General features: G+C 64.4%; 19 protein-coding genes and 1 pseudogene. 18 read left to right on the top strand and 2 right to left on the bottom strand.

The features are described 5' to 3' along the window. Positions 1-16 precede the first annotated feature (16 nt). From LB571_RS01920 to LB571_RS01885, 8 genes are all read left to right on the top strand, one after another. Positions 17-880: an ABC transporter permease gene (locus LB571_RS01920; RefSeq protein ID WP_140660488.1), complete on the top strand. Its 864-nt coding sequence runs from the start codon at positions 17-19 to the stop codon at positions 878-880. Continuing rightward, positions 880-1,692 carry an ABC transporter permease gene (locus LB571_RS01915; RefSeq protein WP_023771844.1) on the top strand — a complete coding sequence of 271 codons (813 nt, stop codon included), beginning with the start codon at positions 880-882 and terminating at the stop codon, positions 1,690-1,692. Before LB571_RS01920 ends, LB571_RS01915 begins: the two co-directional genes overlap by 1 nt. A 10-nt stretch (positions 1,693-1,702) precedes the next feature. After that, positions 1,703-2,464, top strand: a complete 762-nt coding sequence (locus tag LB571_RS01910; protein ID WP_015315091.1) for an SDR family NAD(P)-dependent oxidoreductase — start codon at positions 1,703-1,705, stop codon at positions 2,462-2,464. A gap of 285 nt (positions 2,465-2,749) precedes the next feature. Then, positions 2,750-3,556: a hypothetical protein gene (locus LB571_RS01905; RefSeq protein WP_224591897.1), complete on the top strand. Its 807-nt coding sequence runs from the start codon at positions 2,750-2,752 to the stop codon at positions 3,554-3,556. A 50-nt stretch (positions 3,557-3,606) separates the two neighbouring features. Further along, positions 3,607-4,029, top strand: a complete 423-nt coding sequence (locus LB571_RS01900; RefSeq protein WP_224591895.1) for a hypothetical protein — start codon at positions 3,607-3,609, stop codon at positions 4,027-4,029. A gap of 171 nt (positions 4,030-4,200) precedes the next feature. Further along, positions 4,201-4,434: a hypothetical protein gene (locus LB571_RS01895; RefSeq protein ID WP_224591894.1), complete on the top strand. Its 234-nt coding sequence runs from the start codon at positions 4,201-4,203 to the stop codon at positions 4,432-4,434. Between the two features lie 5 nt (positions 4,435-4,439). After that, positions 4,440-5,810 (top strand): glutamine synthetase family protein, encoded by a 1,371-nt coding sequence (locus LB571_RS01890; RefSeq protein WP_140875507.1) that lies wholly within the window; start codon positions 4,440-4,442, stop codon positions 5,808-5,810. A 2-nt stretch (positions 5,811-5,812) separates the two neighbouring features. Then, positions 5,813-7,111 (top strand): NAD(P)/FAD-dependent oxidoreductase, encoded by a 1,299-nt coding sequence (locus tag LB571_RS01885; protein ID WP_224591888.1) that lies wholly within the window; start codon positions 5,813-5,815, stop codon positions 7,109-7,111. 54 nt (positions 7,112-7,165) lie between these two features. On the opposite strand, the gene LB571_RS01880 is transcribed toward LB571_RS01885, so the two are convergent. Continuing rightward, positions 7,166-7,936: an IclR family transcriptional regulator C-terminal domain-containing protein gene (locus LB571_RS01880; protein ID WP_224591886.1), complete on the bottom strand. Its 771-nt coding sequence runs from the start codon at positions 7,934-7,936 to the stop codon at positions 7,166-7,168. Between the two features lie 121 nt (positions 7,937-8,057). Here LB571_RS01880 and LB571_RS01875 point away from each other — a divergent pair, with 121 nt between their 5' ends. The 9 genes and pseudogenes from LB571_RS01875 to LB571_RS01835 all read left to right on the top strand — a co-directional run bounded on the left by LB571_RS01875 (position 8,058) and on the right by LB571_RS01835 (position 17,337). Then, entirely contained in the window at positions 8,058-8,915 is an 858-nt protein-coding gene (locus LB571_RS01875; RefSeq protein ID WP_224529582.1) for a CoA transferase subunit A, read from the top strand. After that, the gene (locus LB571_RS01870; protein WP_140712329.1) at positions 8,912-9,712 is read left to right on the top strand and encodes a CoA-transferase subunit beta; all 801 of its coding nucleotides are present in this window, start codon (positions 8,912-8,914) and stop codon (positions 9,710-9,712) included. The genes LB571_RS01875 and LB571_RS01870 overlap by 4 nt, the downstream gene beginning before the upstream one ends. 1 nt (position 9,713) lies before the next feature. Beyond that, on the top strand, positions 9,714-10,919 hold the full coding sequence (gene pcaF / locus LB571_RS01865) for a 3-oxoadipyl-CoA thiolase (RefSeq protein WP_224591884.1): 1,206 nt from the start codon (positions 9,714-9,716) through the stop codon (positions 10,917-10,919). 152 nt (positions 10,920-11,071) lie between these two features. Then, positions 11,072-12,103 carry a BMP family protein gene (locus tag LB571_RS01860; protein WP_224591882.1) on the top strand — a complete coding sequence of 344 codons (1,032 nt, stop codon included), beginning with the start codon at positions 11,072-11,074 and terminating at the stop codon, positions 12,101-12,103. A gap of 159 nt (positions 12,104-12,262) precedes the next feature. Then, positions 12,263-13,609 (top strand): annotated as a pseudogene (locus tag LB571_RS01855) (ABC transporter ATP-binding protein); the annotation flags it as partial. 236 nt (positions 13,610-13,845) lie between these two features. Further along, positions 13,846-14,901 (top strand): ABC transporter permease, encoded by a 1,056-nt coding sequence (locus tag LB571_RS01850; RefSeq protein ID WP_224591863.1) that lies wholly within the window; start codon positions 13,846-13,848, stop codon positions 14,899-14,901. Further along, positions 14,898-15,842 carry an ABC transporter permease gene (locus LB571_RS01845; RefSeq protein WP_140662481.1) on the top strand — a complete coding sequence of 315 codons (945 nt, stop codon included), beginning with the start codon at positions 14,898-14,900 and terminating at the stop codon, positions 15,840-15,842. The genes LB571_RS01850 and LB571_RS01845 overlap by 4 nt, the downstream gene beginning before the upstream one ends. 263 nt (positions 15,843-16,105) lie before the next feature. Next, positions 16,106-16,261: a hypothetical protein gene (locus tag LB571_RS01840; protein WP_015315103.1), complete on the top strand. Its 156-nt coding sequence runs from the start codon at positions 16,106-16,108 to the stop codon at positions 16,259-16,261. Between the two features lie 134 nt (positions 16,262-16,395). Further along, on the top strand, positions 16,396-17,337 hold the full coding sequence (locus LB571_RS01835) for an LLM class flavin-dependent oxidoreductase (RefSeq protein ID WP_140874637.1): 942 nt from the start codon (positions 16,396-16,398) through the stop codon (positions 17,335-17,337). On the opposite strand, the gene LB571_RS01830 is transcribed toward LB571_RS01835, so the two are convergent. Further along, complete coding sequence (locus LB571_RS01830) at positions 17,295-18,029, bottom strand: cysteine hydrolase family protein (RefSeq protein WP_140616531.1); 735 nt, start codon at positions 18,027-18,029, stop codon at positions 17,295-17,297. The two genes, LB571_RS01835 and LB571_RS01830, sit on opposite strands and share 43 nt — an antisense overlap. Positions 18,030-18,317: 288 nt before the next feature. Between LB571_RS01830 and LB571_RS01825 the strand changes: the two genes are divergently transcribed. Then, positions 18,318-19,109 carry an ATP-binding cassette domain-containing protein gene (locus tag LB571_RS01825; RefSeq protein ID WP_224592214.1) on the top strand — a complete coding sequence of 264 codons (792 nt, stop codon included), beginning with the start codon at positions 18,318-18,320 and terminating at the stop codon, positions 19,107-19,109. The last annotated feature ends 23 nt before the right edge of the window (positions 19,110-19,132 follow it).

The following is a 19,132-nucleotide window of genomic DNA, read 5'->3' as shown; positions in this document are numbered from 1 at the left end:
TACCGGGGCGGTTTCGATGCACGGCAACAGATTTCGGCGTAATTTCCTGACCGCCTTGCTGCTTGCGCCGGCGACGGCATGGCTGGTGGTGTTCCTGGTGCTGCCATTCATCGCCATCGCCGTGTTCAGCGTCGGCGAGCGGGCGCCCGAGGGCGGCTACCAGGCAGCCTTCACGCTGGCGCAATATGCCAATCTCCCGGCACGGGCGACCGCGTTCTGGAACACGATGGTGCTGGCGCCAGTGGGCGCGCTCGCCTGCCTGCTCGTCGCCTATCCGGTCGCCTATTACCTCGCCTTGCAGGCGCCGCAGCGCTGGCGGCTGATCCTGCTCGCGCTGGTCGTCATTCCGTTCTGGACCAGCCTTCTGATGCGGACCTATGCGTGGATGTACATTCTGGGTGGACGCGGCATCCCGGCGCTGCTCGCCTTTGCCGGCATCGAGGATGTCAGGTTGATCAACACGCCGGGCGCGGTCCTGCTCGGCATCGTCTACGGCTATCTGCCGCTGATGATCCTGCCGATCTATGTCAGCCTCGAACGGCTCGACCGAAGGCTGCTGGAGGCCTCCGCCGATCTCGGCGCGAGGCCGTTGTCGACCTTTCTCGGCGTGACCCTGAAGCTGTCGCTGCCGGGCGTGATGACCGGCTTCTCGCTGGTCATGATCCTGCTGCTCGGCGAATACCTGATCCCGACGCTGCTTGGCGGTGGCAAGGTGTTCTTCATCGGCAACGCGCTGGTCGACCTCTTCCTGCAATCGCGCAACTGGCCGTTCGGGTCGGCCATCGCGATCACGCTGGTGCTGGTCTCGGTGGTGGTGCTGATTGTCGCCAACCGCATTTCGAACCGCGTTGCGGGCGCTCGCCGGGTGGACCTCATCTGATGCGCGCCTTCGTCATTGCCGTCTTTGCGTTCCTTTATCTGCCGATCGTGCTGGTCGTGCTGTTTTCCTTCAACGCTGGCCACCATGCCAGCGAGTTCACCGGTTTCTCGGTGCAATGGTATGGCAAGGCCCTGTCCAACCCGTTCCTGGTCGAGGCGCTGAAGAACAGCCTGTTCATCGCCACCACCAGCGCCCTGCTGGCGGCGGTGTTCGGCACCGCGGCGGCGCTTGGCCTGGCGCGTGTCGGCGCCAGAACCCGCGCCGTCTTCGACGGCCTGCTTGGCGCGGCGATCGTCGTTCCGGGCGTCGTCATCGGCATCTCGACGCTGGTCGCGCTCGTTCAGCTGTTCGCGGTCGTCAATCCGTTCCTCGCCTCGGTCTGGCCGGGCGACCAGCCGCCGCGCCTGTCGCTTGGCTACGGCTCGATCATCGCCGCGCATGGCCTGTTCTCGATGGCGCTGGTAACGATGATCGTCGGCACGCGGCTCGGCAGCCTCGATCGCAATCTGGTCGAGGCCTCCAGCGATCTATACGCCACGCCGTTGACGACCTTCCGCTCGATCGTCCTGCCGCAGATCATGCCGGCGGTGGTCGCCGGTTTCCTGCTCGCTTTCACCTTCTCCTTCGACGACTTCATCGTCGCCTTCTTCGTCGCCGGCGCGCAGACGACGCTGCCGATCTATGTCTTTGCCTCTATCCGGCGCGGCGTAACGCCGGAGATCAACGCCATCGCGACGATCGTGCTCGTCGCCTCCGTCCTGCTCGTGGTGCTTGCCCAATGGCAACTGCGCCAGCGCAAGCCGTCAAACTGAAAGCCGCTCCATGATCCTCAAAGACCGCATCGCCGTGGTGACAGGCGCCGGCTCCGGCATCGGACGTGCCGGCGCCATGATCATGGCCAGGGAAGGCGCGGTGGTCGTCATCGCCGACAGGGACGGGACCGCCGGCGAGGCAACGGCCGCGGATATCCGGGCGGCGGGCGGCCGGGCCGAGGCGATCGCGACCGACGTCTCGAACGACAATGCGATCGACCAACTCATCGTCGGCACGCTCGACAGACATCAGCGCATCGATATCCTGCATAATCATGCCGGCATCCAGGTCGGCGGCACGCTGACCGAGGTCGAGACCGCCGGCATGGACGCATCCTGGCGGGTCAATGTGCGGGCGCAATTCCTCGCGGCGAGGATCGTGATGCCGTCGATGATCGCGCAAGGCGGTGGCGTCATCCTCAACACGGCTTCGAATTCGGGTGTGTTCTACGACCGCGAGATGATCGCCTATGCGACGTCGAAACATGCCGTGGTGGCGATGACCAGGCAGATGTCGCTCGACTATGCCCGGCACAATGTGCGCGTCAACGCGCTTTGCCCGGGCTGGGTCGACACCCCATTCAATGAGCCGTTCATCGCCCAGATGGGCGGACGCGAGGCGATCGAAACCTATGTCCGCACCAAGATCCCGATGGGGCGCTGGGCGGTGGCCGAAGAGATCGCCGAGGCGATCCTGTTCCTCGTCTCGGACCGTTCATCCTTCATGACCGGGCAAGCGCTGGTGATCGATGGCGGCGAGAGCATCGGCTGACGCTGCTTTCATCGATCGACCTTTCCCAGTTCAGCCCCGCTTTTTCTGTCGTTTCGCGGGATGCCGGACGGCACAAGACCATGGTCTGGCGGGTATGGGACTTCAGTGCCAAGCCAGGTCAAAGCTGTGTATTTCCTTTTCTTTTCAATTGGTTATTGATCCGATGCAGCGCGCGCTCTCGGATTGAGACCGCATTTGTCTAAAGTTTACCGGGTATGATTAGTGATTTCTCATACGCAGGTGGTTCAGCGGTGGGCGAGTGCGGCGATTCCCGAGGAGATTAGCATGACAAACCGGAAAACACTGTTCGCGGCCGTGGCCGCATTGGCGCTTCTGGCGTCTCCGGCGCTCGCCGGCAATGGGCATGGCAATGGCGGCGGCAATGCTGGAGGCAATGGCGGCGGCAACGGCAATGGCGGCACCCATGGGAATGGCAACGGCAACAGCGGTGCTTCGCACGGCAAGTCGTCGGCACCGGGACGGGCAGCCAAGACGGACACGGACACAACGGCCGACGCCACGGTCGATACGAACACAAAGGTCTCGTCCGTGCCCAAGGAGAAGAATATCCACGCCAAGCTTGGCCGGCTGAACTCGCTGCAGCGCAACGTCAACGCCTATATGAACTCCAAGAGCAAGAAGTTCGCCGCCGTTCAGGCATTCGTGACGCAGTCGGCGAAAGCCAAGAACGCGCAGACCGCGGCTGCGGCGGCCGCTGCCACAGCTGCCGCGGCCCAGGCTCAACTGGATACGCTGAATTCGCAGTTGAGCGCACTGACGTCGCTGTCTCAGGCCGAAATCGACGCCATGACAGCCGAACAGCAGGCGGCCCTGCCCGGCCAGATATCGGCTCTGCAGGCTGACATCACTGCCCAGCAGGCGGTGGTCGACGCCGACAATACTGCGGCCGATGAGGCTGCGGCCGCGGCTGCGGCGGCAGCGGTCGGCACCGATGATGCATCGCTCGATGCGGCGCTGACCGACATGGCCAACAAGCCGGTCGACGCCGAGGTCACGGCCTGGGCCCAAGGTGTTCTTGCCGGCAAGATCGACCAGACGGCGGCCAAGCTTCAGGCGGGAACGACGCCGTAGCGGTTCGTCGCTGAAAAGGCCCGTAGTCACCAGAGGAGATGCCGCTGGGCTTGGCCTGGCGGCATCGTTTTCCTCCTGGAGCCGTTCCCGTTCAACGACAACGCAGAACCGCTTCTCGCTTCGACCTGATTGTCGGCGAAAAAAGCCGAGCGCGGCTTGTCGACTGGCTGGTGGCCAACAAGACCGGTGGTGAGCGCATCAGGGCGGGCCTGCCGAGAGGCTGGAAATGCGGCGACAAGACCGGACCGGCGAGCGCGGCAGTACCAATGAGCCGTTCCGGGTCATGCATCAACGTCTTCCGGCCGAAGCAATCGTTGCGCGAGCACCTCAATACACTCGACCATCTCGACAACCGGCGATATGAAATGGGTGCCGATCTGTTTCGCATCCACCTGCGCCTCTCCCGCAGCCGGCGGCCGCAGGCGGCCAGGCAAGGAGCCGCACTGTTCGGCGTGATCAGCCGGCCGGATTGAAGAGGATGAATTGACGCGTAAAGCCAGCCCGACCATCGCGCTGTTTTCCAAGGCGGGCTCTGGCGCCGCGCTAAACTGCATTGGCATCGCACAGGCCTTGCCCACCCGGGGCGCCCAGCCTTCATCCACCACGGCGGCAATAAAAGCTTTTGCGAGGCGCTGCGCTTCGGCGTGCCGTCGCTGATCATGCTCTATTGCTGGGACGACAATGCGCAACGCGCCGGAGAGACCGGCGATCATATTGGCCGCGACGGCTGGACCGAAGGGGGATTGAAGAGAGCCATTCTCGGCCTGCTGGCCGATGACGTCACGCCCGCCCGCCTCAGGGACAATTCAGCCGAGATGGCGCTGAAATCCGGAACGGACGTGGCCGCGCAAGCCATTCTCTCCCCGATACGGACATGAACGAAATGCTTGATAAGAACACGAATACCGCAATCAACGACCCCAAGGCCTGGCTCACGCAGCACGGCATCACCGAGGTCGAGTGCCTGGTGCCCGACATGAACGGCGTGTTGCGCGGCAAGGCGCTGCCGACCGCCAAACTCCTCAAGGCGCTGGAAGACCGCGCGCTCTACCTGCCGAGCAGCGCCTTCCTGGTCAGCATCGACGGTCGCTATTCCGGCTCTATCGACGAGGGTTTTGCTTATTCGGACCCCGACATGCGCATGGTGCCCGATGTCTCGACGCTGTGCCTGGCGCCGGGTGCGGGGGCGGGCAAGGCCTATGTCTTCGCCGACGCCTTCCACATGGACGGCAGGCCATGGATGGCCTCGCCACGCCATGTGCTGCGCGCCGTGCTCGATCTCTATCGCCAGCGCGGCTGGGGCGCGGTGGTGGCGCCGGAACTTGAATTCTATCTGACCGCACCGAATCCCGATCCGGACAAGCCCCTCACCGCCCCGGTCGGCGCCAATGGCCGCGCCGAGGGTGTGCAGCATCCCTATGACATGGCCGCGCTGGAAGAATTCGAGCCGGTGATCCGGCGCATCTACGACTATTCAGCGGCGGCCGGTCTGCCGCTCGATACGCTGATCCATGAATCGGGCACGGCGCAGCTGGAAATCAACCTGCTGCATGGTGACGCCCTGCCGCTGGCCGACCAGGTGCTTTTGTTCAAGCGGTTTACGCGCCAGGCCGCGCAGCAATGCGGCATGCATGCGACCTTCATGGCCAAGCCGATCGCGGCCCAGGCCGGCAGCTCGATGCATCTGCACATGTCGGTCGTCGACGAGGCCGGCAATGCGCTTTTCGCCAGCGGCGACGATGCCGACACCGGGATGTTCGGCCACTTCATCGGCGGATTGCAGAAATATGTTCCGGAAATCATGCCGCTGTTCGCGCCAAACGTGAACTCTTTCCGCCGCATAAGGCCCAACCACAGCGCACCCGCCAATATCGAGTGGTCGCATGACAACCGCTCCTGCGGCCTCCGCGTGCCGGCGGGGGGACGCGCAGCGCGGCGGGTGGAGAACCGGCTGCCTGGGGCGGATTGCAATCCCTATCTGGCGATCGCCGGGTCGCTGCTTGCCGGCTATCTGGGCGTCGAGCAGAAATTGGCGCGCTCGGCCGAGGCGTCGGGCAATGCCTACAAGATCAGGAGCACGCTGCCTAAGACCATGGAGGAGGCGCTGGATCGTTTCGAGGCTTGTGCCCCGGTGCGAGAGCTGCTCGGCGAGGACTTCTTCCAGACCTATCTGCGCGTCAAGAGCGTCGAACTCGACCTATTCCAAAGCGTGGTGACGAGCTGGGAACGCGACCATCTCTTGCTGAAGGTGTGATCATGGCATCTTCAACGGGTTTCAATTCCGGTCTCGACATCGGCAAATCCTACTACGTCGCCACCGCCAATCCGGCGCCGGACCATCCAGCGCTCGTCGGCGATGCCGAAACCGACCTGGTCGTCGTCGGCGGCGGCTGCACCGGGCTGTCGGCCGCCCTTCACGCCGCCGAACGCGGGCTGAAGGTGGTGCTGCTCGAAGGCGGCAAGATCGGCTGGGGCGCATCGGGCCGAAATGGCGGCCAGATGATCCCCGGCCTGCGCAAGGGCGCCAAGGGTCTGGTCAAGCTCTACGGAGCCGAGCGGGCCAAGGTGCTGTTCGACCTCGCTTTCGAGGCGCGCGGCCTGGTGCTCGACATCATCGAACGCAATGCCATCGAGTGCGATCTCAGGCTGACCGGCCATCTGGTCGGCGCGGTCAACGGATCCGACCTCAAGGATCTGGAAGAAGAGGCCAAGTGCCTCGAGAGCGTGATGAAATTCCGCGATGTCGAGATACTCTCGGCGGCGGCGGCTCGGGCCAAGGTCGACACGCCTTATCATGGCGCCATGTATGAGCCGCTCGGCGGCCACATGCATCCGCTCAACTACACGCTTGGGCTTGCCCGCGCGGCTGTCGCGGCCGGCGTGGTCATCCACGAAAACTCGCTGGCCGTGAAGCTGGAGCGCGAACCCTCGATCCGGGTCTCGACGGCAAAGGGATCGGTGCGGGCCAGACATGTCGTGCTGGCGGGCGACGCGCTGCTCAACGGGCTGGAGCCGCGCGTCAACAGTCGCATCATGCCGGTCGGTAACTACATTGTCGCCACCGAGCCGCTGGAGGGCGCGCGCAACGTCATCCCGGCCAATGTCGCGGTGTCCGACACACGCTTCGTCGTCAACTATTACCGGATGTCCGCCGATGGACGCCTGCTGTTCGGCGGCGGCGAGCGCTACACGCCGTCACCGCCGGCCGACATTGCCGGCTTCGTGCGGCCGCACATGGAGAGCACCTTTCCGCAACTCAAGGGCTGCCGCATCGACCATGCCTGGGGCGGGCTGGTGTCGGTAACGACGTCGCGGCTGCCGCATGTCGGGCACTATGGCGAGGTCTATTTCGCGCACGGCTATTCAGGCAAGGGCGTCATCCTGTCGACGCTGTCGGGCAAGCTTTTGGCCGAGGCGATCACCGGCGATGCCTCACGGCTCGACCTGTTCTCGACGCTGACACCAATGCCGTTCCCGGGCGGCACGGCGCTGCGCGGGCCGCTCTATGTGCTGGGCATGCTGTGGTACGCTATGCGGGACCGGATCAAGCATTGAGGGCGCTATTTAGACGCTGGCGGGCCAACGCCAGGGAAGCCTAACAGGCCTCTATCAGACGACAAAGAAATCCTCGACACGCTGTCTGGCCTCAAGCAGCGCAGGCAAGATCTCCCGCTCCATATCCGCGACGGAAAACCGTGCCGACTGGGTCGAGACATTGATCGCCGCGACCGTGCGCCCAGCGCGGTCGCGGATCGGCACGGCGATGGAGCGCAGGCCGAGTTCCAGCTCTTCGTCGACGATGGCGAAGCCATCCATTCTGGCTTTGGCAATGGCCTTTGCCAGCAACGGTCTTTCAACAATTGTCTTCGGCGTCCGCCGCTCGACCGTTGCCTTACGGAAGAAGGCGTCCAATTCCGCCGGTGTCAGCCCCGCCAGCAGCATCCGCCCCATCGAGGTGCAATAAGCGGGTAGCCTGGTGCCGACATCGAGCGATACGCTCAGGATCCGCCGGCCGGGAACGCGGGCGACATAGACGACATCTTGGCCCGACAGGATCGCTGCAGAGCAGGCCTCGTTCAGTTGCGCGGCGATGGCGCGCATGATCGGCGCGGCGAAGCTCCACAGCGAGGCGCCGCCGAGCCAGGTGCGGGCAACGGTCAGCAGGCGCGGGGACAGGGAGAATAGACGCCCGGATTGCGTCGCATAGCCGGTAGCGGTGAGCGTCAGCAGGAATCGCCGGGCGCCGGCACGGGTCAGGCCGGCTTGTTCGGCCATTTCGGTCAGGGTCATGCCGGAGGGATGGCGGGCCAATATCTCCATCACGCCGAGTCCGCGCTCGAGCGAGCCGACGTGATCACGGGAAACGGTCTCGTCGTGCATCTCATCTCTCGGTCCGGGCGATCTCGCTACGATTGACACCCCGGCTCAACGGAGTTTAGAAAGTATCGCATTCAATACATATGTTCGCAATACGAACTTTTGGACTCTGGGAGTCGCCGCAATGGTCAAGTTCCTGCCGCTCAAACAGGCCGTGGCGGAGAACCTGAACGATGGCGACACCGCTGCCTTCGAAGGTTTCACCCACCTGATCCCGACGGCCGCCGCGCATGAGGCGATCCGCCAGGGATATCGCGACCTGACCCTGATCCGCATGACGCCGGACCTGATCTACGACCAGATGATCGGCATGGGCATGGCCCAGAAAATCGTCTTCTCCTATGTCGGCAATCCCGGTGTCGGCCTGCTGCGGCGCGCCCGCGATGCGATCGAGAACGGTTTTCCCCGCTCGATCGCGGTCGAGGAACACAGCCATGCCGGCATGGCCAATGGCTATGAGGCGGGTGCGGCCGGCCTGCCCTGCGCGGTGTTCCGCGGCTATCGCGGCACGGGGCTGGCTGATGTCAATCCGAACATCAAAGCGGTGACCTGTCCGTTCACCGGCGAGATGCTGGCGGCCGTGCCTTCCATCCGGCCCGATGTCACTTTCATCCATGCGCAGAAAGCCGACCGGAAAGGCAATGTGCTGGTCGAAGGCATCATCGGCGTCCAGAGGGAGGCGGTATTGGCGGCGACGCGCGCGGTGGTGACGGTGGAGGAGGTGGTCGACAATTTTGACGATCTTCACCCCAATCTGACTGTGCTGCCCCGCTGGACGATCGCGGCGATCTCGGTCGTGCCCGGCGGCTCGCACCCCTCCTATGCCCATGGCTATTATGCGCGCGACAATGCCGCCTATCTCGAATGGGACGAGGTCGCGGCCGACCGCGAGAAATTCCGGGCCTGGATGCAGGCAAACGTGATCGAGAAAAGTCCCGACGATTTCGCGGCCCGGGTCTCGCATCTGCGGAACGCGGCATGAGCGAGAATCAGCTGGGCTTCACCCCCAACGAGATGATGACGATCGCCGCGAGCCGGGCGCTGAGGAATGACGATGTCTGCTTCGTCGGCATCGGCGCGCCGTCCGCGGCCTGCAACGTCGCGCGGCTGACGCATGCGCCCGACATCACCTTGATCTATGAGAGCGGCACGATCGGTACGGCGCCCGACGTGCTGCCGCTGTCGATCGGCGATGGCGAATTGTGCGAAACCGCCGTCACCACCGTCGCCGTACCGGAGATGTTCCGCTACTGGCTGCAGGGCGGCCGCATTTCCATCGGGTTCCTCGGTGCGGCGCAGCTCGACAAGTTCGGCAACATCAACACCACTGTCATAGGCGACTATTTCCATCCCAAGACCCGACTGCCCGGCGGCGGCGGCGCGCCGGAGATCGCGACGTCGTCGAAGGAGATCTACATCACCATGGCGCAGACCAAGCGCGGCATGGTCGAGAAGATCGACTTTGTCACCTCCTTCGGCCATGGCGAGGGCGGCGATCACCGACAGCGGTTGGGCATCCATACATCCGGCCCGACATTGCTGGTCACCGATCTCGCCCTCTGGAAGCCGGATCCGGTGACCAAGGAATTCACGGTCGTGTCGCTGCATCCGGGCGTCACCCGTCAGCAGGTGCAGGAGCGCTGTGGCTGGGTTGTTAAGTTCGCCGAGGCGCTTGACGAAACACCCGCGCCAAGCGAACTCGAACTGAAGACATTGCGCGACCTGCAGGCCCGCACCAAGGCGGCGCATGAGGGAACCGGAAAAACAAAGGCTGCATAAAATGGCCGAGGCCTATATCTGCGACTACATCCGCACGCCGATCGGCCGCTTCGGCGGTTCGTTGTCTTCGGTTCGGGCCGACGACCTTGCCGCCATCCCGTTGAAGGCTTTGCTTGAGCGGAATCCCGGCATCGACTGGCAGCGGATCGACGACGTCGTCTATGGCTGCGCCAACCAGGCCGGCGAGGACAACCGCAACGTGGCGCGCATGGCCTTGCTGCTAGCTGGGCTGCCGAAGGAGATACCAGGCTCGACGGTCAATCGTCTGTGCGGCTCGGGCATGGACGCGCTGACCATCGCGGCGCGTGCCATCAAGGCCGGCGAGGCGGAACTGATGATCGCGGGTGGTGTCGAATCGATGAGCCGCGCGCCTTTCGTCATGCCCAAGGCCGACACGGCGTTCTCGCGCAATGCCGAGATCTATGACACCACCATCGGCTGGCGCTTCGTCAACCCGCTGATGAAGAAGCAATACGGCGTCGATTCCATGCCGGAGACCGGCGAGAATGTGGCGGAAGACTTCGCTGTTTCCCGCTCGGACCAAGATGCCTTTGCCGTGCGCAGCCAGGACAAGGCGGTCGCGGCCCAAGCCAATGGCCGGCTGGCGAAGGAGATCACCCCGGTGACCATCCCACAGCGCAAGGGAGATGCGGTCACTATCAGCAAGGACGAACATCCTCGCGCCGGCACAACCGTCGAGGCGCTGGCCAAATTGCCGACGCCGTTCCGGCAAGGTGGCACGGTGACGGCCGGCAATGCGTCTGGTGTCAATGACGGCGCTGCGGCGCTCATTGTTGCCTCGGAAGCGGCGGTGAAGACATACGGGCTGACGCCGATCGCCCGTATTCTGGGTGGGGCCGCCGCCGGGGTCGCGCCGCGCATCATGGGCATCGGTCCGGCGCCGGCGACGCAGAAACTTTGTGCGCGGCTTGGCCTGACGCCGCAACAATTCGATGTCATCGAACTCAACGAAGCCTTTGCCTCGCAAGGCATCGCCGTGCTGCGCCAACTCGGCATTGCCGAGGATGCGCCGCACGTGAACCCGAATGGCGGTGCCATCGCACTTGGCCATCCCCTGGGCATGTCGGGCGCGCGCATCTCCGGCACGGCGGTGCTGGAGCTGCGCGAGCGCGGCGGCCGCTATGCGCTGGCCACCATGTGCATCGGCGTCGGCCAGGGCATTGCCATCGCGCTCGAACGGGCCTGAGCAATCGCTCTTCCTGGCAGGCCAGGAGAGTGGATATGCTCGATCCTGCCAAATTTGACCATGTGGACAAAAGTCCGGACCCGTTCCATAGTTCCCCGTCTGATTTCAGGAACGGCCGGCTCGACACGGCTGTCAAACAGAGGGGCACTTCAATGGAAGACCGGAAGAACAGATCTCATTCGACGCGCGAAGGGCTGTCGCGACGCAACGTGCTGGAGCTGGGCGCGCTTGGCCTGGCCGCGACGATGCTGCCGGGCGCGGCCTTCGCGGCGGGCAAAAAACTGAAGGTGGCGGCGATCTTCGCCACGCCGATCGAGGAACCCTGGGACAACCAGATCCACGTCGCCCTGCAGAAGGCCGAGAAGGAACTGGGCATAGAATATAAATGGTCGGAGAAGGTCCAGACCGCCGACTTCAGCCGCGTCATGCGCGAATATGCGCAGGGCGGCTATCAGCTGGTGCTGGGCGATGCCTTCGCCGCCGAGCGTGAATCGCGCCGCACGGCCAAGCAGTTCCCCAAGACAGCCTGGCTGTTCGGCTCTGGCGCCGGGCCGGCCGAGCCGAATTTCGGCGTGTTCGACAACTGGATCCACGAGCCCGCCTATCTCTCCGGCATGATCGCAGGCAAGATGTCGAAATCGGGCACGGTCGGCGCGGTGGCGGCGATGGGCATTCCGGAAGTGAACCGGCTGGTCAACGCCTTCTTCGCCGGCGCCAAGGAGGTCAACCCGAACGTCAAGAAGAAGGTCGCCTTCATCGGCTCCTTTTTCGATCCGCCCAAGGCCAAGGAAGCCGCGGTGGCGCAGATCGATGCCGGCGTCGATGTCATCTATGCCGAACGCTTCGGCGTCATCGAGGCGGCGGTGGAAAAGAAGATCTTCGCCATCTCCAACATGTCCGACCAGTCGAGCCTCGGCCCCGATACCGTCATCACCGGTCCGGTCTGGGACATGTATCCGACGGTCGAGCAGGCGATCAAGCTGGTCAAGGCCGGGGTCTACACCGCGCAGGACTATGGCGATTTCTCGCGCATGGCCAAGGGCGGTTCGTATCTGGCGCCCTTCCACAAGTTCGACAAGACTTTGCCCGCCGAGGTCAAGGATCTGGTCGAGAAGAAGAAGGCCGAGATCCTGGAAGGCAATTTCCGGGTGGATGTGGACGAGAATACGCCGGTCTCGGATTGACGCCATGATTGAGGGGCTGGCGCGTGGCGCCCCCCTCTGGCCTGCCGGCCATCTCCCCCTCAAGGGGGGAGATTAGATGTCACTTCGGCTTCGCCAATCGCCGACCTTGAAACATAAGCGAAGTCGGCGAAGCTGCCAATCTCCCCACTTGAGGGGGAGATGTCCGGCAGGACAGAGGGGGGTGCAGCGCCGCCCTCCGCAGCTAAGGCCGGATCGGAAAAATCAGGAGCATTCTTGTCCGCCCCTCTCATCGAAATGCGCGGCATCACCAAGACCTTCGGCGCCGTCAAGGCGAACGAGGCTGTGGATCTCAGCGTGGCGCCGGGGGAAATCCTCGGGCTGCTCGGCGAGAACGGCGCCGGCAAGACGACATTGATGAACGTGCTGTTCGGTGCCTACGCGCCGGATGCCGGTGAGATCCTGATCCAGGGCCAGCCAGTCAGGATCAGGAGCTCGGCCGATGCCCTGGCCGCGGGCATCGGCATGGTGCATCAGCATTTTCATCTGGCACCACGGCTCACCGTGCTGGAAAATCTGCTCATTGGCATTCCGGGCAAATCGGGACGGATCGACCACAGCGGCGGGCTGGCGCGGCTTGCTGAAATCAGCAGTCGGCACGGGCTGACGCTCGATCCCAATCTGCCGGTCTCGGCGCTGTCGGTCGGCGAGCAACAGCGGCTGGAGATCGTCAAGGCGCTGTTTCGCGGTGCCAAGCTCTTGATCCTTGACGAGCCGACGGCGGTGCTGGCACCGAGCGAGGTGGACGGACTGTTTTCGGCCCTGCGCTCGATGGCGGTGCAAGGCCTGGGCATCATCTTCATCTCGCACAAGCTCAACGAGGTGCGGGCGCTGACGCATCGCTGCACCGTGCTGAGGCACGGCCGCGTCGCGGGCCGCGTCGACGACCCCGCCAACACGACGTCGGCTGCAATGGCTGAACTGATGTGCGGCCATGAGATCGTGCCGCCGGCAAGGGGATCGTCGACGCCCGGCGCCGATGTGCTGACGCTCGACGGCATTTCAACCTCGAAGCATTCCGGCCGGGCGTTGCGCGACGTGTCGCTTGCGGTTCGTGCAGGCGAAATCCTCGGCATCGCCGGCGTCTCCGGCAATGGCCAGCGGGCGCTGGCGGAGGTGATCTCCGGCGTGCTGGCGCCCGAGACGGGCCGAATGACGATAGCCGGCAAACAGGTGGCAAAATTCTCGCCGCGCGAGGTGCAGGCGCTCGGCCTTGGCCGCATCCCGGAAGATCGCATGACGACGGGGCTGGTCACCAATTTGCCGCTCGCCGATTCAATGGTGCTGCCGCGCATCGGCACTTCAGCCTTCTCCGCCAAGGGCCTGCTCAAGCCGGATGCGATCCGCGCTTTCGCCGAGGAACAGATCAAGGCCTATGACATCAGATGTCCCGGGCCGATGACGCGCGCCGGCGCGCTGTCCGGTGGCAATCTGCAGAAAGCGCTTCTGGCGCGCGAGCTTGCTTTCGATCCGAAGGTGCTGATCGTTTCACAGCCGACACGTGGCCTCGACATCGGTGCGGCGCGCTTCATCCATGAAAAATTCCTCGACATGCGCGCCAAGGGCTGCGGCATCATCGTCATCGGCGAGGATCTGGAGGAACTGCTGGTGCTCTGCGACCGCATCGCGGTGATGTATGAGGGCCGCATCGTCGGCACGCTGGACAGTGCCGATGCGACCGTCGCCCGGCTCGGCCTGCTGATGACCGGCGCGGAGGGCCACTGATGTTCCGCCTCGAAGTCCGCACGTCCACGCCCGCCTGGTTCAACCTCGCGCTGCCGTTGCTGGCGATTGTCGCCACGCTCATCCTGTGCAGCGGCCTGATCGCGCTGGCCGGGGCCGGGGTGTTCGAATCCTACGGCGTGATGTTCACGGCCTCGCTTGGCGACAGCTACGCCATCACCGAAACGCTGGTCCGCGCCGCCCCGATGATCTTTACCGGGCTGGCGGTGGCGGTCGCCTTCCGCGCAAAGTTCTGGAACATCGGCGCGGAAGGACAATTGCTGGCCGGCGCGGTGGCGAGCTGTTTCGTCGGTGCGATCCCGATGCCAGGACCGCTCGCCATGCTTTTCATGGCGCTGGCGGGGGCGGCCGCGGGCGCGGCGGTCGCGCTGGTGCCTGCGACGCTGCGGGTAAAGTTCAAGGTCGACGATGTCGTGAGCTCCTTGCTGCTCAACTCGGTCATCTATTATGCCCTGATGGCGCTGATCGAGGGACCGTGGAAGGACAGCTTCAGCGGCTATCCGATCTCGCCGCCGATCGAGGATACAGCGAACTTTCCGGTGCTGATCGAAGGCACGCGGCTGCATCTCGGTGTCGTCGCGGCGCTGATCGCGGCCCCGCTGATCTGGTTCCTGATCGTGCGCACGACGCTGGGCTTCCGGATCAGGGTCACCGGCGAAAACCCGGAAGCGGCACGCTATGGCGGCATCCATGTCGAGCGCGTGCTGCTGTCGACGGCGCTGCTGTCGGGCGCGTTGGCGGGGCTGGCCGGCGTCGGCGAGGTCGGCGGCGTGCATTTCCAGGTGATGAGCGATATCTCGCCGGGCTACGGCTATTCCGGCATAGTCGTCGCCATGCTGGCGCGGCTCAACCCGCTCGGCGTCGTGCCGGCGGCGATCTTCCTTGCAGCCGTGATGACCGGCGCCGAGGCGATGTCGCGCGCGACCGGCGTGCCGGCCTTCCTCAGCGACGTCATCCAGGGCACGGCGCTGCTCGCCATGCTGGTGGCGCTGCTGTTCACGGCCTATCGCATCCGCCGCGTCGGAGCCGCCGGATGAGCGCGGTGTTCGAGCAGATTTTTCAGGTCGGCTTTCTCGCCGCCATCATCCGCATCGCCACGCCGCTGGCCTTTGCCACGCTCGGCGAGATGTTCTCCGAACGGGCCGGCGTGCTCAATCTCGGCATCGAAGGCATCATGCTGCTTTGCGCCATGACCGGCTTCACCGCCACCAGCCTCAGTGGAAGCCTGTGGCTGGGTGTCCTGGTGGCGGTGCTGACCGGCATGCTGATGGGCGCGCTGCATGCGCTGTTCACGGTAGTGCTCGGCCTCAGCCAGCATGTCTGCGGTATCGGCGTCACCCTGTTCTCGTCGGGGCTGGCCTATTTCCTCTACCGGCTGATCTTCGGCCAGCAATCGGTGCCGCCGAGCATCAAGGGTTTTCAGACGCTGCCGATCCCGGTTCTCTCGGACATTCCCGTGCTGGGTCCTGCGGTGTTCAACCAGTTCGCGCTGGTCTACATGGCCATCCTGGCCATTCCTCTGGCGGCCTTCATCCTTTACCGCACCCCGTGGGGGTTGTCGGTGCGCATGGTCGGCGAGAACCCGCGCGCGGCCGACTCCGCCGGCGTCAGCGTCATCGCCACGCGCTTCCAGGCCGTCATTCTCGGCGGCGCCCTGATGGGGCTCGCTGGTGCTTTCCTGTCGATGGCGCAGTTCAACGCCTTCACCTTCGGCGTCGTTTCCGGCCGCGGCTGGGTGGCGATCGCGCTGGTCGTCTTCGGCCGTTGGGATCCCTGGCGCTCGGCAGGGGCCGCGCTGCTGTTCGCCTTCGTCGATGCCTTGCAATTGCGCATGCAGGCGAGTGGGCTTGGCCACATCCCCTACGAGGCGTTCCTGATGCTGCCGTTCATCTTCACCATCGTCGCCATGGCCGTCATGTCGCGCAACGCGGTGGCGCCCTCGGCGCTGCTCAAGCCGTTTCGGCGGGAGGAGCGATAGACGAGTAGGATTTGGTGCCCTTCCTATCCCTCCGGGACAGGAGAGGAAGGGCGTCAAGCTGTCCCGGAATGAAGAAGCTTGACCTTGGGACGCCTCACATCGATGCCGCCGCGCTCTTCCGATCGGTGGCCGGGGCCTATGCCAACAGCAACTTCACACCAATTTTTGGCCATTTATGAGAAAATAATTCTGCCACTTGCACAAAAATAGCAATCGACAAAGTCTACAAGTTTTATAGATTAAGCGGCGAGACGGAGGTCGACATGTCCTATTTCCAGAACGCCCAGACCGACAGCAACGGCCAGCGAGTGGCCAATGCGCAGGGCTTTCGCCCGGCCTATGCCGGCGCTTTCGCCTATCTCGTCTTTGCCCTTGCGTTCGTGTTCACCGGGGCAGTCGTGCTGGGCCTTATTCCCTAAGGCGCGGGATCGACAGGGGCTGCTGCCCCACAGCTTTCAGGCAATCGGAGTTGAACCGAATCCCGGGGCGTTTTCGCGCGCCTGAGGATTCGCATTTCACAGCATCAGTGATTCCAGTGATGGAGGAGATGACAATGCCGATCGAATTCACGCATGTACCCGGCAAGACCGCCGACGCGGCGGTTCCCTTTTTCTATGACTTCGCCGAGACCTCGACCAAGCTCGGGCTGATCGAGGACGGCGGTTTCCAGAAGATCGTCGTCGACGATTCGGCCGGGCTGCTGACCAACATGGATCTGGCCTCGCAGGTGCTCAACCGCACCGCTTCGCTGGAAGTGGTGCTCACCCACTGGGCCGGCGTGATCGAACCCACGGTCGCTGCCCGCCAGCTGGCGTCCATCGACAGGGAGAGCGGCGGACGGCTGACGCTCAGGATGATCAGCGAGCCCTTGAACGACGACGATGCCGAGACACGGCCGGTCGGACATGGCGTCGTCTGGCAGCGCATCGACGAATATCTGGTGCTGTTGAAGCGGCTGTGGTCGAACGACCGGCCCTTCGATCACGAAGGCGCGTTCTACAGCATCAAAAGCGGTTATGTGCCGCGCAAGGGCCCGCATGGCGCCGACCTCGTGGTCCGCATGGGCGGGCAATCCGGAACGGCGCTGAAGGTGGCCGGCCGGCATGCCGATGTCTTCGAACTGGCGCCGGGGCCGATCGACGATATCAGGCAATTGATGGAGCGGGCACGTGGCGCCGCGGCCGAACATGGCCGTGCGGGCAAACTGCGCTTCGCGCTTCCGGTCAGGATCCACCAGGGTGTTTCCGCCGCCGGCCACAAGGCGGTCGACCTATCCGGCCCGCCTGCTCAGGCCGCGCTGTCGCTGCTCGCCTATGCCGGGCTCGGGATCGATGAGTTCATGATCGTCGGCGTCGACACGCCGCGCGAGATCGCGACGGCCGGCCGGGAAACATTGGCGCTGCTGCGCAACTCCCTGGCGCGCCGGGAGGCCAGCGAGTTCCAGCCTGGAGCTTATGCGCCTCGCCCAGGATTGGAGACGCGAGCAGCGGGGTGAAGCCCATCAATCGTCTGCTGCTTCAGGCTGTCGCCAAGCCGCGACAGGCCTTCAATGACGGCGTCCGAATCGGCCAGCACGCCGAAGACGCCGTCCTCGACCGTCACCATGTGCAACGCCGCTTCATGCGCTTGTCTGTCGCCGCTGGCGCAGGCGTCCGAAATCGTCAGACACTGGAAATTGCGGTCACAGGCCTCGCGCAGCGTGGTGTGAACGCAGACATCCGTCGTGCATCCGGAAAACATCAGATGCGTGATGCCTTGCGCCCGCAGCACAAGCTCGAAATCCGTATAGGTGAAGGCGCTGTTGCAGGTCTTGTCGACGATGATGTCGTGCGGCGCGACGTCGATCTCCGGGACGATCTGGAACCCAGCGCCTGAGCGCAGCAGGACGTCGGTGCCGTCGAGGCCGGAACGCTTGCGGCGCCATTTCTCGTAGGGCGTCATGTCCGCCATGTCGGCGCGGTAACCCTGTCTTGTGTGGATGACCGTGACGCCGGCTTTGCGCGCGGCCGCGATCAGGCGGTTCACGGCGGGCAGGATCGCCCGCAGCGGCGAGGGGTCATACCCCTTCCTGGCGAAATAGCCCGATGTCGACAGGAAATCCTGTTGCAGGTCGATGACGACGAGCGCGGTGTTTTCGGCAACCAGCCTGCCGTCATAGGGGTAGTCGAAGGGTGTCGCCTTGATCATCCGGAGCTCCTTGCCGCCGGCTCACCCTAGCGTGTCCGCATCGATGCGGCGACACCGGATGCCGACATCGTGTGGCCCGGGACCGAGATCGCCGGCGCGGATCGGCCGGCTGCGCGGGTGAGGGCCCGTACGCGGCAACAATGGCACCGGCCCCGGAGCGTTTCAGGTTTTGCGGTGCATTCCTATCTTAAATCTTGACTAGTAATATCAAGTTTCATAGTCAACCGGGGACCTGCCTCCGCAGACAGGATCGGAATGCGGCGGCGGGGCTGGAGAAATGCCGTGACCATGGCCGAAGCCGATAGCCAGACCGCATTCGATATCGATGCCGTGCGTTTCGCCGTCGGCGAACGGACGCTGCTCGGTCCGGTCTCGCTCGAATTGCGGCGCGCGCGCGTCTACGGGCTGATCGGCCATAACGGTTCGGGCAAATCGACGCTGATCAAGCTTTTGGCGCGCCAGCAGCCGGCAAGCTCCGGCGCCATCACTTTCGCCGCACGGCCGCTATCGCAATGGGGCGCGCGCGAGCTGGCGCGGGCTCTTGCCTATCTGCCGCAGACGACGCCGGCGGCGACGGGCTTGACCGTGCGCGAGCTGGCAACGCTCGGACGCTATCCATGGCATGGCGCGCTTGGCCGTTTCGGCGCCGAGGACAGGCGCCATGTCGAGCAGGCCCTTATGCTGACCGACATGGAAGGGTTCACTGAGCGGCTGGTGGATGAATTATCCGGCGGCGAGCGCCAGCGCGCCTGGCTGGCCATGCTGGTGGCGCAGAATGCCGGCGTCATGCTGCTCGACGAGCCAATCTCGGCGCTCGACATCGCGCATCAGGTCGAGGTGCTGGGCCTGGTCAGGGACCTCAGCCGCAAGCGCGACCTGTGCGTCGTCGTGGTGCTGCACGACCCCAACATGGCGGCGCGCTACTGCGATGAGCTGATCGCGCTGAAGGACGGCAGGCTGCTGACGCGCGGCACACCGAGCGAGATCATGCTGAGCGATGTGCTCAAGGACATTTTCGGCGTCGAGATGGGTGTGTTCGCGCATCCCGTCACCGGCCAACCCGTCGGCTATGTGCAGTGAAGTCGTCGCCGGCGGTTGCAGGA

It is taken from the genome of Mesorhizobium sp. BR1-1-4 (genome assembly GCF_020165375.1).
In the GTDB taxonomy this organism is placed as follows: domain Bacteria; phylum Pseudomonadota; class Alphaproteobacteria; order Rhizobiales; family Rhizobiaceae; genus Mesorhizobium; species Mesorhizobium australicum.
This window is presented reverse-complemented; position numbering and strand designations above follow the sequence as displayed.

Bases quoted from the DNA above. Each gene is read 5' to 3' on its own strand.
- LB571_RS01870 (WP_140712329.1), top strand. From the start codon at position 8,912: ATGAGCGAGAATCAGCTGGGCTTCACCCCCAACGAGATGATGACGATC.
- LB571_RS01825 (WP_224592214.1), top strand. From the start codon at position 18,318: ATGGCCGAAGCCGATAGCCAGACCGCATTCGATATCGATGCCGTGCGT.
- pcaF (WP_224591884.1), top strand. From the start codon at position 9,714: ATGGCCGAGGCCTATATCTGCGACTACATCCGCACGCCGATCGGCCGC.
- LB571_RS01875 (WP_224529582.1), top strand. From the start codon at position 8,058: ATGGTCAAGTTCCTGCCGCTCAAACAGGCCGTGGCGGAGAACCTGAAC.
- LB571_RS01880 (WP_224591886.1), bottom strand. From the start codon at position 7,936: ATGCACGACGAGACCGTTTCCCGTGATCACGTCGGCTCGCTCGAGCGC.
- LB571_RS01845 (WP_140662481.1), top strand. From the start codon at position 14,898: ATGAGCGCGGTGTTCGAGCAGATTTTTCAGGTCGGCTTTCTCGCCGCC.
- LB571_RS01850 (WP_224591863.1), top strand. From the start codon at position 13,846: ATGTTCCGCCTCGAAGTCCGCACGTCCACGCCCGCCTGGTTCAACCTC.
- LB571_RS01830 (WP_140616531.1), bottom strand. From the start codon at position 18,029: ATGATCAAGGCGACACCCTTCGACTACCCCTATGACGGCAGGCTGGTT.
- LB571_RS01860 (WP_224591882.1), top strand. From the start codon at position 11,072: ATGGAAGACCGGAAGAACAGATCTCATTCGACGCGCGAAGGGCTGTCG.
- LB571_RS01890 (WP_140875507.1), top strand. From the start codon at position 4,440: ATGCTTGATAAGAACACGAATACCGCAATCAACGACCCCAAGGCCTGG.
- LB571_RS01885 (WP_224591888.1), top strand. From the start codon at position 5,813: ATGGCATCTTCAACGGGTTTCAATTCCGGTCTCGACATCGGCAAATCC.
- LB571_RS01910 (WP_015315091.1), top strand. From the start codon at position 1,703: ATGATCCTCAAAGACCGCATCGCCGTGGTGACAGGCGCCGGCTCCGGC.
- LB571_RS01835 (WP_140874637.1), top strand. From the start codon at position 16,396: ATGCCGATCGAATTCACGCATGTACCCGGCAAGACCGCCGACGCGGCG.
- LB571_RS01905 (WP_224591897.1), top strand. From the start codon at position 2,750: ATGACAAACCGGAAAACACTGTTCGCGGCCGTGGCCGCATTGGCGCTT.
- LB571_RS01840 (WP_015315103.1), top strand. From the start codon at position 16,106: ATGTCCTATTTCCAGAACGCCCAGACCGACAGCAACGGCCAGCGAGTG.
- LB571_RS01915 (WP_023771844.1), top strand. From the start codon at position 880: ATGCGCGCCTTCGTCATTGCCGTCTTTGCGTTCCTTTATCTGCCGATC.
- LB571_RS01920 (WP_140660488.1), top strand. From the start codon at position 17: ATGCACGGCAACAGATTTCGGCGTAATTTCCTGACCGCCTTGCTGCTT.